Annotated in this window: 14 protein-coding genes; 9 read left to right on the forward strand and 5 right to left on the reverse strand. The window is 73.6% G+C overall.

Annotation, left to right across the window (positions count from 1 at the left end; genetic code table 11):
* Positions 1–3: 3 nt before the first annotated feature.
* A complete protein-coding gene (locus AXK60_RS04155) occupies positions 4–240 on the reverse strand; it encodes an acyl carrier protein (RefSeq protein ID WP_068569753.1) in 237 nt (78 codons plus the stop codon).
* Positions 241–382: 142 nt separating this feature from the next.
* On the opposite strand from AXK60_RS04155, the gene AXK60_RS04160 reads away from it, so the two are divergent.
* The 7 genes from AXK60_RS04160 to AXK60_RS04190 are packed head-to-tail and all read left to right on the forward strand — an operon-like array spanning position 383 to position 7,866.
* The gene (locus AXK60_RS04160) at positions 383–1,336 is read left to right on the forward strand and encodes an amino acid--[acyl-carrier-protein] ligase (RefSeq protein ID WP_068569754.1); all 954 of its coding nucleotides are present in this window, start codon (positions 383–385) and stop codon (positions 1,334–1,336) included.
* Positions 1,333–2,397 (forward strand): glycosyltransferase family 4 protein, encoded by a 1,065-nt coding sequence (locus AXK60_RS04165; protein ID WP_244881006.1) that lies wholly within the window; start codon positions 1,333–1,335, stop codon positions 2,395–2,397. The genes AXK60_RS04160 and AXK60_RS04165 overlap by 4 nt, the downstream gene beginning before the upstream one ends.
* The gene (locus tag AXK60_RS04170) at positions 2,394–3,533 is read left to right on the forward strand and encodes a glycosyltransferase family 4 protein (protein ID WP_068569755.1); all 1,140 of its coding nucleotides are present in this window, start codon (positions 2,394–2,396) and stop codon (positions 3,531–3,533) included. Before AXK60_RS04165 ends, AXK60_RS04170 begins: the two co-directional genes overlap by 4 nt.
* Entirely contained in the window at positions 3,530–4,750 is a 1,221-nt protein-coding gene (locus tag AXK60_RS04175) for an oligosaccharide flippase family protein (protein WP_244881007.1), read from the forward strand. The genes AXK60_RS04170 and AXK60_RS04175 overlap by 4 nt, the downstream gene beginning before the upstream one ends.
* Positions 4,747–5,742 carry a CgeB family protein gene (locus AXK60_RS04180; protein ID WP_068569756.1) on the forward strand — a complete coding sequence of 332 codons (996 nt, stop codon included), beginning with the start codon at positions 4,747–4,749 and terminating at the stop codon, positions 5,740–5,742. Before AXK60_RS04175 ends, AXK60_RS04180 begins: the two co-directional genes overlap by 4 nt.
* Positions 5,729–7,312, forward strand: coding sequence for an alpha/beta hydrolase family protein (locus AXK60_RS04185; RefSeq protein WP_068569757.1), 1,584 nt, complete (start codon positions 5,729–5,731; stop codon positions 7,310–7,312). Before AXK60_RS04180 ends, AXK60_RS04185 begins: the two co-directional genes overlap by 14 nt.
* Positions 7,297–7,866 (forward strand): YdcF family protein, encoded by a 570-nt coding sequence (locus AXK60_RS04190; RefSeq protein WP_068569758.1) that lies wholly within the window; start codon positions 7,297–7,299, stop codon positions 7,864–7,866. The genes AXK60_RS04185 and AXK60_RS04190 overlap by 16 nt, the downstream gene beginning before the upstream one ends.
* Here the strand turns inward: AXK60_RS04190 and AXK60_RS04195 are convergent.
* Genes AXK60_RS04195 through AXK60_RS04205 form a run of 3 tightly spaced genes read right to left on the reverse strand, consistent with a single transcriptional unit; the run spans position 7,838 to position 10,328 of the window.
* Entirely contained in the window at positions 7,838–9,082 is a 1,245-nt protein-coding gene (locus AXK60_RS04195; protein ID WP_068569759.1) for an APC family permease, read from the reverse strand. The two genes, AXK60_RS04190 and AXK60_RS04195, sit on opposite strands and share 29 nt — an antisense overlap.
* On the reverse strand, positions 9,079–9,534 hold the full coding sequence (locus AXK60_RS04200) for an SRPBCC family protein (RefSeq protein WP_425315206.1): 456 nt from the start codon (positions 9,532–9,534) through the stop codon (positions 9,079–9,081). Before AXK60_RS04200 ends, AXK60_RS04195 begins: the two co-directional genes overlap by 4 nt.
* A 47-nt stretch (positions 9,535–9,581) precedes the next feature.
* A complete protein-coding gene (locus AXK60_RS04205) occupies positions 9,582–10,328 on the reverse strand; it encodes a lipase family protein (protein ID WP_139057727.1) in 747 nt (248 codons plus the stop codon).
* 108 nt (positions 10,329–10,436) lie between these two features.
* Between AXK60_RS04205 and AXK60_RS04210 the strand changes: the two genes are divergently transcribed.
* Positions 10,437–11,603: a zinc-binding dehydrogenase gene (locus AXK60_RS04210; RefSeq protein ID WP_068569762.1), complete on the forward strand. Its 1,167-nt coding sequence runs from the start codon at positions 10,437–10,439 to the stop codon at positions 11,601–11,603.
* Between the two features lie 11 nt (positions 11,604–11,614).
* Positions 11,615–12,466, forward strand: a complete 852-nt coding sequence (locus tag AXK60_RS04215) for an exodeoxyribonuclease III (RefSeq protein WP_068569763.1) — start codon at positions 11,615–11,617, stop codon at positions 12,464–12,466.
* Here the strand turns inward: AXK60_RS04215 and AXK60_RS04220 are convergent.
* Entirely contained in the window at positions 12,430–13,599 is a 1,170-nt protein-coding gene (locus AXK60_RS04220; protein WP_068569764.1) for a cation:proton antiporter, read from the reverse strand. The two genes, AXK60_RS04215 and AXK60_RS04220, sit on opposite strands and share 37 nt — an antisense overlap.
* Positions 13,600–13,606: the final 7 nt, after the last annotated feature.

Raw genomic sequence — 13,606 nt, forward strand, 5'->3', positions numbered from 1 at the left:
CGGTCAGCCGGCGAGCCGGTGGACCGTCGCGACGATCGAATCCATCGTGCCGAAAGTGTTCTTGCTCATATCCGAATCTGGGAACTCGATCGCGAATCGGTCTTCGATCGCCAGCATGACATTCACCGCAGCGTGGGAGGTGAGCCCCAGCGAATACAGATCGTCACCACCCGCAACTTCCGAGATCGCCCTGGTCAACCGGCCGTGGCGGGCCACGATCTCCCGGATCGACTCTTCCACGCGGTCTCCTCACCTGCGGCGCACCCGCAGACCCACGGAGTGCGCACACGCTTTGCGTTCACGACATGTGCGCCGCCGCCGTACACCCTAGCCTGGTAACGTGTTGCAGTGACAACAGTTCCACCGCCGGAGATGAGGCCGAATGACCCGGGCCGCGACAGCACGTGTAGTCGACTTTACTGAGCTGTACAGCCGTCAGCAGGGATTCCGCGCGTCCCTCTTCGACGCGGGCCTCCTCATCCCCACGGGTGTCGATGGTGTGTACGGCCACGGTGCCGAGTTCACGGAGCTGACCTCCGCGATCGACGCGCTCGTCGCCGCCGCGGTCCGCGAGGTGCACGGCGGCGCCGCCACCGTCCTGTCCTTCCCGCCCGTCATGCCGCGCGAGGTCCTCGACCGCACCGACTACATCGCGTCGTTCCCGCAGCTCGCCGGCGCGGTGTCCACGTACACGGGAGGCGACGCGGAGCACCGCCTGCTCCTCGCCGGGCGCGCCGCCGGCCACGACTGGGGTGGGCACTTCCGCGCCAGCGACGTAGCACTGGTGCCGTCGGCCTGCCACTCCGTGTACCCCACCCTCACCGGCGAGCTGCCGCGGGACGGCGCCTGGATCGACGTCTCGGGCCACTGCTACCGCAGTGAGCCCTCGATCGACCCGGCGCGCATGCAGTCCTTCCGGATGCGGGAGATCGTGCGGGTCGGCTCCGACCGCGCCGCCGTCGCACACCGCGACACCTGGGCCGCCCGCGCTGCCGATCTGCTCGCCGAGTTGGACCTGCGGGTCCGGCGCGCGCCCGCGACCGATCCGTTCTTCGGGCGCGGTGGCCGCATGCTCGCGGCCGGCCAGTCCGCCGACAACCTCAAGACCGAACTGCTCGTCCCCCTCTACGGCGACGACCTGCCGGGGGTCGCCGTCGCCTCGAGCAACTACCACCGCGATCATTTCGGGATGCACTTCGACATCACCACCGTGGACGGCGCGCCCGCCCACAGCGCCTGCCTGGGCTTCGGGATCGAACGGATCGCTCTCGCGCTGCTCGCCGCGCACGGCCTGGACCGCCGGTCCTGGCCGAACGCCGTGAACGCGCAACTGTGACCGGACTGTCCGTCCACCTCACCGGGGCGCAGTGGCCGTCCGCCGGGCCCGGCGGACTGCCGCGTTACTTCGCGGGTCTGTTCAACGCGCTGCGACGCCGGGCGGACCTCGACGTCTCGGCTGCCGCCTTCGGCGCGCCCGAGACGGGCGGCGGCTCGTGGGGACCCGACGCCGGGTCGACGCTCGCGCGGATACGGGCGTCGCGACGTCCGGCACCGTCGGGCACCCGCGTTCTGGACAGGCACTTCGCGCTGTTCGGACCCGCGCCACGCGGCGCGGGGCTGGTCACGCACTTCCACGGCCCGTGGGCGCAGGAGAGCGCCGCCGCGGGCGAGGGTCGCGCCGCGGTCGCGCTCAAGGCCCTGGTCGAGCGTGCCCGGTACCGCGGTAGCGACCGCTTCGTGGTGCTCTCGCAAGCGTTCGCCGATGTCCTGGTCGAGCGCTACGGCGTCGATCGCGGGATCGTCGCGGTCGTCCCGCCCGGGGTCGACCTCGAGCGGTTCGCGGCGGCGCCCGTGCCCGACGGTCCGCCCCGCGTGCTCTGCGTGCGCCGGCTCGAGCGCCGCATGGGCATCGACGTGCTGCTCGACGCGTGGCGCGGCGTCCTCGCCCGCCATCCCGGGGCTCGGCTCGACGTGGTCGGCGACGGTCCGCTGCGCCGGGACCTCACCGAACGCGCAGCGGAACTCGGCCTTGCGGATACGGTGACCCTCGTGGGTCCGATCGACGACGCCGAGCTCGCGCGCAGGTACGCCGCGGCGACGGTCACCGTCGTGCCCTCGCGGTCGTGGGAGGGCTTCGGCCTGGTCGCGCTCGAGTCGCTCGCCGCAGGCCGCGCACCCGTGGTCACCGATGTCGGCGGGCTGCCGGACGCCGTCCGGGGCCTCGCGCCCCGCCTCGTGGTCCCCGCCGCCGATGCCGAGGCGCTCGCGCACCGTCTGGTCGCGGCACTCGACGGGGACCGCCCGACCGTGGCGGCGTGTCGCGCGTACGCGGAACGGTTCGACTGGGACACCGCCGCGGAGAGCCACGCCGACCTGTATCGGGCGGTGGCCGCATGAGCGCGCAGCGACCGGTCTTCCTGGGCCACACCGCGGCGCCGTCGGGTGCCGAACTGGCATTCGCCCGGCTCGCCGGCGAGCTACGGCGCCGCGGCGTTCCCGCCTCCGTGGTGCTGCTCACCGCGGGCCCCCTCACGGACGTCCTCGAGGCCGACGGTGTGCCGGTGACGGTGGTCCGGGGCCGGTCGGCGAAGGTCCGCCGGGGCTCGGGGCCGCTCACGGTGGCCCGCAGCGCCGTCGGGATGCTGCGCGACGGCCGGCGGATCGCGCCGCTGCTGCGCGCCTACGACGCCGACGTGCTGGTCGCGCAGTCGACCAGGTCGCTGCTGGTCGGGGCCGTCGCCGCGCGACGCGCCGGTATCCCTCTCGTCTGGCAGGTCCACGATCGGTTGAGCGCGGAGTACTTCGGCGGCAAGCGGTTCCCCCTCCGGGTGCTGGGCCGGGTCGCGGCCGCGGGGTACCTCGCGAACTCCCGCGGCACGCTCGCCACGATCTCGACCGGCAGCAGCCCGACCGCGGTGTGCCCTCCGGGCGTCGACATGACGGCGGTCCCCGCGCCGACTCCGCAGCGGCCGCCGAAGGACGTCCGGATCGCGATGATCGCGCGGATCACGCCCTGGAAGGGGCAGGACCTGATGCTGCGCGCCCTGGCCCAGATGGAGTCCGCCCCGCGGGTCCGGTTCGTCGGCGGCGCGCACTTCGACGGCGACGACGCCTACCTCGCCGAGCTCGAGGAGCTCGTCGGGCGCCTCGGTCTGACCGACCGGGTCGAGTTCACCGGCCACGTGCCGGACCCGCTCGCCGAGGCCGCCGCGGCCGATGTCGTGGTGCACTACTCTCGGCTCACCGAGCCCTTCGGGCAGGTCGTCGCCGAGGCGATGGCCGCGGGTCGCGTCGTCGTCGCGGCGGGCGCGGGCGGACCGACCGAGCTGATCGACGACGGACGCAACGGCGTACTGGTGCCGCCCCGGCGGCCCGACCTGCTGGCCGTCGCGCTGGACGCGCTGATCGAGGACTGGGAGCTGCGCGAGCAGCTCGCCTCCGCCGCCGCGGACCGCGGCCGGGACCTGGACCTGAAGACCTCCGCGGCGATCGCGGACTCCCTGCTGGCGCGGGTGGCGCGGGACGGGCGATGACCCCGGTCCGGCTCCGTGGATCCGCGGGCGTGGTGCGCGATGTCGCGCTGGTCTCGGCGGGCCGGTACGGCCAGTACGTCGTCACGCTGGTGACGATCCCCCTGTGCGCGCGGGTGCTCGGCCCGGCGGGCATGGGCCTGCTCGCCGTCGCGATGTCGACCTACTTCCTGGGCGCGCTGTGCACGGACCTGGGAATCACCGCTTTCACCGCCGCGCGCGTCGGGCGACCCGGCCTCGATCGGCTGCGCGGCGACTACGCGGGGCTTCGGTGCGCCGCGCTCGGCGCGTTCACGGCGCTGTTCGCGCTGACCGTCGTGCTGCCGGTGCCGCGGGGCGTGGAGATGGCCGCGCTGGGGCTCGTCGTCGGTTCGGTGAGCGCGTTCGGCGAGGACTGGGTGCTCATCGGCGCGCAGCGCTTCGGTGCCGTCGTGCTGCAGCAGACCGCGGGGCGCGTGGTCTACCTGGTGCTGCTGGTGACGCTCCTGCCCCGGGTGCGGACGCCGGAGGCCGCGATGGCCTGCCTCCTGGCCGGTGGCGCGGTCGCGGTGACGTGGTCCTGGGCGCGCACCGTCCGCGACTACGGTCGGCCCGCCCGGCCCCGGCCGCCGGTGGCACTGCTGCGCACCGGTGCGCCCGTCCTCGCAGCCCGGATGCTCTCCTCGACCTACGGGCCGAGTGCCGCGACCGTCTTCTCCCCCGCGCTGAGCCCCCATTCGCTCGGCCTGTTCAGCGCGAGCGACCGGCCCGTGCAGGCCGCGGGGTCGCTGCTGGACGCGGTGGGCATGAGCCTGCTCCCCCGCCTCGCGCGGCGCGCCGACGGCGAGTTCTGGGCGGTCGCCCGGCGCACGGTCGTCGTGGTCGCGGCCGGGGGCGTCGGCCTCGCCGTCGCCGCCACGGTGCTCGCGCCGTGGGCGGTGCCCCTCGTCTTCGGTGCGGAGTTCGACGGTGCCGTCCCACTCCTGCAGGTCCAGGCGTGGGCGCTGCCGGGCCTCGCCGTCGCGTCCTTCGTCGCCACAGCCGTGCTGCCGGTGCGCAACGACGCACGGGGCGTGCTGCTGGTCGGCGCCGTCGGTGCCGTCGTGATCGCGGTCGCCCTGCTCGTGACGATGCGCACGCACGACCCGCTCACCGTGGTGCTCGGAATCGTCGCGGCGCAGACCGCCGCAGCGGGGTTCTCGGTGCTGCGGGTCCAGCGGCTCGAGGCGGCGGGCGCATGAGGATCCTCTTCGCCGGCGACGACTGGTACGGCAGCAACGCCCGCTCCCTCGCAGACGGCTTCCGGCGGGCGGGGCACGACGTCGACGTCGTCGACACGACACCCGTGACCCTGCCGCGGCGCCTGTCCCCCGCCTGGTGGTACGCCAAGCGGACCGGGCGGCGTGCGCCCGGCACCGTCGACGCCGTGCACCGCGCGCTGGAGTCCCGGCCTACTCCCGACCTGCTGTTCTGCTACACCGCCGTGCATCTGGACCAGGAGCGGCTGCTCTCGCTGCCCGCGGCGCGGCACGTGCACTACAGCGCCGACGACGTGTCCCGTCCCGTCAACACCACGCCCGCCTACCTCGCGGCCGAGCCCGAGTGGGACGCGATCGTGACCACCAAGGCGCACAACGCGCCCGAGCTCGTCGCTCGCGGCGCGCGGCGGGTCGTCCACGTGCTCAGCGCCTACGACCCGGCCTGGCACCGCCCGGTCCCGCCGCGGACGGCCCGACGGTACGCCGCCGGCTTCGTCGGCAACGCCCGCCCGGACCGGATCGACCTGGTCACGGGGCTCGCGCGACGCTGGGGCGGCGACTTCTACCTGGCTGGCCCGGGCTGGCGCCGGTCACCCGACGTGTGGCGCTCGGGTGCCGTCCTGCGCGGTCCGCAGTACGGCACGAACCTGTCGGCGGCGATCGCGGCGATCGGCGCCAACCTGGTGCTGCTCAATTCCGACAACCGCGACACCCACACCTGCCGCACCTTCGAGGTGCCGGCGGCGGGCGGGCTGTTCGTGGGGCCGCGCACCGTCGAGCATGCGGAGCTGCTGGCCGACGGCCGGGAGGCGCTGCTCTACGACGACCCCGCGGAGATCGACGACATCGTCGCGCGGGTCGCGGCCGATCCCGCGGCGGCCGCGCGGATCGCGGCGGCCGGACACGCCGCGATCACCCGCGGCGGGCACACCTACGAGGACCGGGCGAGGGAGATCATCGATGCCCTCGACTGAGATCCGCACCTACTTCGGCCCCGAGACGGCGCCGCTCTACGGTGCGCTGCACCTGCCCGCGTCCCGGTCGGTCCGCGGGGCGGTGCTGATCGTGCCGCCGCTGGCGAAGGAGCAGCACGACGCGCTGCGCGGCCTGCGACGGCTGGCCGACCTGCTCGCCGAGAACGGGTTCGCGGTGTTGCGCTTCGACTACGCCGGGACCGGCGATTCCGCCGGAGACGCGGGCCGAGCCGACGCCGTGGCGATGTGGATCGACTCCGTCCGTGCCGCTGACGCGTACCTGCGCGCGCTCGGCGCGGGCGCACCCGCCGTCGTGGCGGTCCGCGCCGGGGCCGCGCTGGCGGGTGCTGCCGGACTCGACCCGCCCGCCGCGGTGCTGTGGGATCCGGTCGGGGGCCGGGCCTTCGCCCGGTCCCGGGTGGCGCTGGCGCGCATGGCGGTCGGCGCCGGACCGGGGACCTGGATCGGTCTGGACGTGCACGCCGACGCGACCGCCGACCTCTCACGACTACCGGCGGACGCGCTCGCCGCGCCGCGTACGCTCATCGCCGCCCGGCCGGGCGCGGAGCCGGTGGGCGCCGCGGACGCCGACCGCCTCACCGTGGAGGGCATGCCGGAATTCCTGGAGGCCTCGACGCACCTGGTCCGGATCCCCGACCGCGCGGTCGACGACATCACCGCCTGGCTGTCGGACGCCATGCCGGAGCGCGCGCCGGTCACCGTCGACCCCGTGATCCGCACCCGGGCGCGCTTCGGCGGCGTGGAGGAACACCTTGAGGAGCTCGGGGGCGCGATCGCCGTGCGGACCCTTCCCACGGAGGGCGCTCCGGCTCGCTCCGTGGTGCTGTGCGCGACGGCGAACGACACCCGGCACGGCCCGAACCGCGCGTGGGTCGCGCTGGCCCGGGAGATCGGGGCGCTCGGCGGCGAGGCCGTGCGGTTCGACCGGCGCGGCGCGGGCGAGTCCGGCCCCGTCACCGTCGGCGAGGTCGTGCCCCTGTTCCCGGAGTCCGGGATCGACGATGTGGTGGCCGCGGCCCACAGCTGCGCGGGGCCGCTGCTCACGGCCGGACTGTGCTCGGGGTCGTGGTTCGCGGCGCACGCCGCGCGGGCCGTCCGCGCCGACGCGACGGTGCTGGTCAACTCCGTGCTGTACTCCTGGCGGCTCAAGGCCGCCGTCGCCGAGGACCCCGGGCAGGACCTCGGGACGCCCCGGTCGGACCCCGCGTTCACGCAGAGTGCGCGCGGGCGGCTCAAGCATCTGCTGCGCCGTCGCCTCCCGTACCCGGGCTGGCGCTGCCTCGGCCGACGGGGCGTCACCCAGGTCCCGGAGGTTCTGTTGCGGCCCGTGGTCGACGGGGGCACGGACACGGTTCTGGTGCTCTCGCCCCCCGACGCCGGCTGGTTCGACGATCAGCGCGGCCCGGAGGGCATGGCCGCGCTCGCGCGCCGACGGTCCGCCGGTACCGCCCGTACCGTCCGGATCCCCACCGGCGACCACCCCGGCCACCACCCCGAGGTGCGACGGGTCGTTGCAACCGCGATACTGGACTGGTGCAGGCAGCGGTGAGCGGACAGCGGCGCACGCGTCGCGTCCTCGCGGCGGTGGTCGCGCTCGTGCTGCTGGTCACCGTCGGGCTCACCGTGGAACGCGCCTACGTGCAGCCCCAGGTGGACCGCTCGCTCCAGCACGCGGACGCGATCGTCGTGCTCGGCGGCAACCCCTACGACCGGTTCGAGTACGGCCTCCGGCTCGCCGAGCAGGGCCTCGCATCGCAGGTCGTGCTGTCCAACTCGGTCGGCGAGACCGACACCCGCATGCAGGACCTGTGCGCCAGGCGGATCACCGGCGTCGACGTCATGTGCTTCCTACCCAAGCCGTGGACCACCCGCGGGGAGGCGCAGGAGATCAAACGGCTCGCCGAGCTCCGGGGCTGGACCGACATCATCGTGGTCACCACCACGGCGCACGTCGAGCGCGCGCGGTTCATCCTGGAGCGCTGCTACGGCGCCGCCCTGCAGATGACCGACTTCCCCGAACACCGCGGCACCGCCGAGACGGTTTTCGGCTGGGGGTACCAGAGCGCGGGCTGGCTCAAGGCGCTGTACCAGACGGGGTGTTAGCCCGGGTCGCGCAATAGGCCAGGGCGCCGGCCGCGAGCACGACGATGCCGCCCGCGACCGAGCCCGCCGGCAACGACAGCGCTACGAGCAGGCATCCGGCGAGCCCCAGACCGGGCACGATCCGGGCCCGGACCGAGCGATCGAGCGTCCAGGCGGAGGCGTTCGCGACGGCGTAGTACACGAGCACGGCGAACGAGGAGAAGCCGATCGCCGCACGCAGATCGACGGTGGCTGCGGCGATCGCGACGACGGCTCCGACGGCGAGCTCGGCGCGCACCGGCACCCTGCGCTTCTCGTCGACCGCCGCGAGCACCCGGGGCAGGTGCCCGTCGCGCGCCATGGCGAGCGTGGTGCGGGAGACGCCGAGGATGAGCGCGAGCAACGATCCGAGGGCCGCGACGGCGGCGGTGACCGTGACGACGGCGACGGGGAGCCCGGCCGCGCGGGCGGCGTCGGCGACCGGCGCGGTGGACCGCGCGAGCCCGTCCACCCCCAGGACCGCGACCGACGCGAGGCCGACCAGTGCGTAGACCGCCAGTGCGATACCGAGCGCGACGAAGATCGCCCGGGGCAGCGTGCGCGCGGGGTCCCGGACCTCCTCGCCGAGCGTGGCTATCCGGGCGTACCCCGCGAACGCGAAGAACAGCAGGCCGGCCGCCTGGAGCACCCCGAACGGGCCGCCGTCGGCACCGTCGACGACGCGGGACGGGTCCGCACCGTGGGAGGTGAGTGCGAGGACGGCGAAGGTGACGAGCACCACGAGCACGCCGGCGACGACGAGGCGGGCGACGCGCACCGACCGCTCCACCCCGGCGACGTTGACCGCGGTCAGGGCGACCACCGCGCCGACCGCGACGGCGTGCGCGTGCTCGGGCCAGGCGTAGTGGCCCACCGTCAGGGCCATCGCGGCGCAGGACGCGGACTTGCCGACCACGAAGCTCCAGCCGGCGAGATGGCCCCAGAACGGACCGAGGCGCATCCGCCCGTAGACGTACGTGCCGCCCGACTGCGGATACAGCGCGGCCAGCCGCGCGGAGCTGCTCGCATTGCAGTAGGCGAGAGCGGCCGCGACCGCGAGCCCGGCCGGCAGCGCGGCCCCTGCCGCGGCGGCGGCGGGCCCGAAGGCCACGAAGACACCGGCCCCGACCATCGCCGACAGGCCGACGACGACGGCGTCGCCGATGCCCAGCGTGCGACGAAGAACCGGATCGGTCACCCGTTCTCGGTGCGCGTCGCGAGCCGGTCGAGCGACGCAGCCAGACGGTCCGCGGTGGTAGCCCGGGCGCGGGGCAGGCGCTGCTCGTCGTGCAGTTGCGTCCAGTCGTAGGTGTGCGTGACGCGGGTGCCGCCGTCCGCCAACGGCGCGAGCTCCCAGCGCCAGAGGTGCCCCGGTGCGGGCTCGCCGACGGGTGCCGGCCGCCACGCGACTAGGCGGCCCTCGTCGAATTCGACGATGTGGTTCTCCCGCACCTGACCGTTCGTGAGGAGCGTCCGGAAGACGTCCCCCGTCGCGCGGACCCGCTGGCCCGGAGCGGATTCCGCGAGGTTGTCGTTGCCGTCCCACTCGGGCTGGCGAGCCGGATCGGCGATCAGTTCGAACAGGAGGTCCGCCGGGGCCGCGATGTCGCGGGAGGCGGAGACGATGCGGGATTCTTCCGATGCGCTCACGACTGCCATCGAACCAGGTCCACCCGCATCGTGCCCAGCGTTGGAATCTACTTGCGGTTCATGTCGACGCTGTTCTCGTAGGTGACCGAGCCCTCGGGCGAGTTCACCCAGGTCCCGGGGCAGTTCCCCTTGAGAGAGCTGATGACCAGCGGCACGACGCGCGGGTCCCAGCCCAGCCACGCGTGGTCGACCGAGGCGGCGGCCGGGAGGTAGCCCTGCACCGTCGTGCGGCACTGACGCCCGTCGAGATCGCCCGACAGCGGGTCGCGGGTGCTGCGGATCGAGTAGTACTCGGTGGGGCCGGGCGTGTCGAGGCCGGCGTTGAGCTGGTTGATCAGCGCCGAGCCGTTGCACGACTGGTTCGCCGGGGCGGGCAGCATGCAGCCGGTCGGCGAGCCGTACTCGACGCCGCCGAGCACGACCGAGCGCTTGATGTCTTTCGCGCCACCGAGGACCTTGAGGTAGTAGCGGTCGACGAGGGCGTTGTTGCTGTGCGTGAGGATCGAGATCTCGCGGCCCGGGTTCGCGCGCTTCTGCGCGTCGACGATGCCCTTGAGCCTGCCCGCGTCCGCCTTGTGGTCGAGTCCGGTGAGCCACAGCGGCTCGACGTCGAAGCCCGCCCCGCGGATGTCGGAGTTGAGCGGCTCGTACATGTTGCCGGGCGCGATGAAGCCACCGATGACGTAGACCAGCGGCTTCGCCTCCGCGTGGGCCGCGGCGGGGAGTGCACCGGCGGCTCCGAGAGCAGCTGCGAAGACGATGAGGGACTTCTTCAGGATTTGCATACGCAACATCTACCTCAGTGTGAGTTGCGATTGCAATACCCCGGTGTGTCGAACGCCGCATCGGGCCGGGGCGGGTGCGGGTCCGACGTCTGCCGCACACCGTTTATTCTCGGATGTATGAAAGCTGTCGTGGTCAACGAAGGCAACCTCACCGTCGAGGACGTCCCCTCGCCCAGCCCCGCCCGCGGCCAGGTGCTGCTCGACGTCACCCGGACCGGGATCTGCGGATCCGACCTGCACGCCCGTCACCATGCCGACCTCGTCGCCGACCTCGCCGCCAAGGCCGGGTACGACGATTGCATGCGCACGGACCAGCGCATCGTCATGGGGCACGAGTTCGTCGGCACCGTCGCCGAGTACGGCCCCGGCTGCCGCAAACGCTGGCCCGTGGGCACGCGCGTGGTGTCCCTCCCGACCGTCATGGTGGGCAGCGAACCGCAGCTCGTCGGGCTCTCGGAGCGCGCCCCCGGCTCGTACGCGGAGCAGGTGCTGGTCCAGGAGTCGATGACGATGCCCGTGCCGGACAAGCTGTCCGACGAGGAGGCCGCACTCACCGAGCCGATGGCCGTGGCCTGGCACGCGGTGCGCCGCGCCGAGGTCGGCCGTGGCCGGACCGCGATCGTGATCGGCTGCGGGCCCATCGGACTGGCCGTGATCTCCATGCTCCGCGCGTCGGGCGTGAAGAAGATCATCGCGAGCGACTTCTCCCCCGGCCGGCGCGCCCTCGCGAAGCAGATGGGCGCCCACGTGGTGGTCGATCCCCGCGAACAGCAGCCGTGGGAGGCCTACAAGCAGCCCCGCAACGAGATCCGCAGGGCGAGCGACCTGTTCAAGCTGGGCGTGAGCACCATGGACAAGCTGACGCTCGTCCCCGGCCCGGTGCCGTGGTGGCACGTCTTCCGCCTGGCGGACCGGATCGGCGAGACCCCGTCGGGTCCCGTGGTCTTCGAGTGCGTCGGTGTGCCCGGCATGATCAACTCGATCATCGAGGCCGCGCCGCTGCGCACCCGCGTGGTCGTCGTGGGCGTGTGCATGGAGCCCGACCAGATCATGCCCGCCCTGGCCGGGAACAAGGAGATCGAACTGCGGTTCGCCTTCGGCTACGACCCGGGCGAGTTCCACGACACGCTCCACATGATGGCCGAGGGCAAGGTGAACGTGAAGCCGCTGGTCACCGGCACCGTCGGCCTCGAGGGCGTGGAGGCCGCCTTCAGTGCGCTGGGTGATCCCGAGGTCCACGCGAAGATCCTCATCGACCCGTCGAGCACGGTCGCGGCGCCCTGACCCGCGCTCCGCTGCGGGTCGCGGCGTTCAACGTCAACGGGATCCGGGCGTCCCGGCGGCGCGGCTTCGACGCGTGGCTCGCGGGCCGCGGGCTCGACGTCGTCGCGCTGCAGGAGCTGCGCTGCCCGCCCGACGAGGTGGGCGACTTCCCCGGCTACCACGCGGCCGTGGACTGCGGCTCGGTCCCCGGGCGCAACGGCGTCGCGATCCTGACGCGGGAGGCACCGTCGGCCGTGCGGACCTGGGCGTCGCATCCGCCGCGCGCCCGCGGGCTGCGTGAGTTCGCCCACGAGGGCAGGTACGTGGAGGTCGATCTGCCGGGTCTGACGGTGGCCTGCCTGTACCTGCCCAAGGGCGGCGTGCCCGCCCATCTGCAGCGGCCGGGCAACATGCGCGACAAGCCCGACGGGGGCGCGAAGTTCGACCGCAAGATGCGGTTCCTCGACGCCTTCGCGCGGGAGCTGGGCCGAGGCCGTCGCGCCGCGCTCGCCGCGGGTCGCGAGTTCCTCCTGCTCGGCGACCTCAACCTCGCGCACCTGCCCCACGACGTGACGAACTGGCGCCCCGCCCAGAAGATGGAGGGCTTCCTCCCTGAGGAGCGCGCGTGGCTCGACGCGCAGCTCGGCCCACGGACGCTGGTCGACGTGGTCCGTGCCCTGCACGGCGACCGGCCGGGCCCGCTGTCGTGGTGGAGCTGGGCCGGTGAGTCCTTCACCAAGGACGTCGGCTGGCGGATCGATCACCACCTCGCGACGCCGAAGCTCGCACGGGCGGCGCTGTCGGTCGTCGTCGACAAGGAACCCTCGCCGGATCAGCGCCTGTCCGATCACGCACCCGTCGTCGTGGAGTACGCCTTCCCCTGACTCCCGCCGGCCGTACCGGCCCTCCCCGCCGCCAGCGCGGCACCGGTGATCGTCAGCAACGCGCCCAGGATCAGTGCCGACCCCTCGCCCGGGGCGAGCACGTGCAGTTGTTCGCCGACGGTGACCGCCGCGACCGGGACGCCGATCTGGGCCGCGGCGAGCACGCCGAGCGGCACGGGCTGCCCGATCGCCCGCATCACGACGTGCGCGACGATCGCTCCGAGCCCCAGGGCCAGTCCGACCGCGATGAACTTCGGGTGCGCGACGAGGTCCCGCAGGTCGATGCGGGCGCCCAGCCAGACGAAGAAGAGCGGCGCGAAGAAGCCCTCTTCGATCGCGAACAGCTGCTTGGCAACGCGGCGGGGCTCGCCCACCGCGGCCACGGCGAGCCCCATCGCGAATCCGGCGAGCATCACGGAGACGTGCATCCTCGTCGCGACGGCCGCGAGCAGGAACAGCCCCACGAGGCTCACCCGGAGCTCGACGGCGAACCGTCGTTCCTCCGAGACCTCGTGCACCCGCTTGCGCCACCCGCGCTCCTCGGCGAGGCGCATCAGCAGGTAGAGCACCACGGCCGCAGCACCGACCGCGAGCGCGCCGACCGCCGCGCGACCGGCCGTCGACGGGTCGATCACCAGGGGCAGTGCCACGACGCAGACGGTGTCGGCGATCGCCACCTGCGCGGTGAGCGCCAGGATCGGCTTCCCGGTGAGCCCGGCGGAGTCGATGATCGGCAACACCACGGCCGCCGACGACGAGGCCATGAGCACGGCGTACAGCGGTGCGTGGCCCGTCCCGAACGCGGTGGCGAGCCCGGTCCCGAACACCGCCGCGACGACGCCGACGATCACCGCCCGCAGCGCGCCGGCCCCGAGCGCGGACCGCACCGCCGGATCCCGTACCGGTACGTGCGTGCCCGCCACGAACATCACGAGGGCGAAGCCGATGTCGGCGAGGAAGGTGAAGGTCGGCTCCGAGGCGTCCAGAACGCGGAATCCGGTGGCCCCGAACGCGACGCCCGCCACGAGCGGCCCGACGATCACGGGGATGTGCCACCACTTCCGCAGCGCGAGCACGGGTCCCAGCAGCCCCAGCGCGGTGACCAGCGCGAGCGTCGAGAAGGTGAAGGTCATGGGAGGA

Origin of the sequence: Tsukamurella pseudospumae (assembly GCF_001575195.1) — a bacterium.
GTDB lineage: Bacteria > Actinomycetota > Actinomycetes > Mycobacteriales > Mycobacteriaceae > Tsukamurella > Tsukamurella pseudospumae.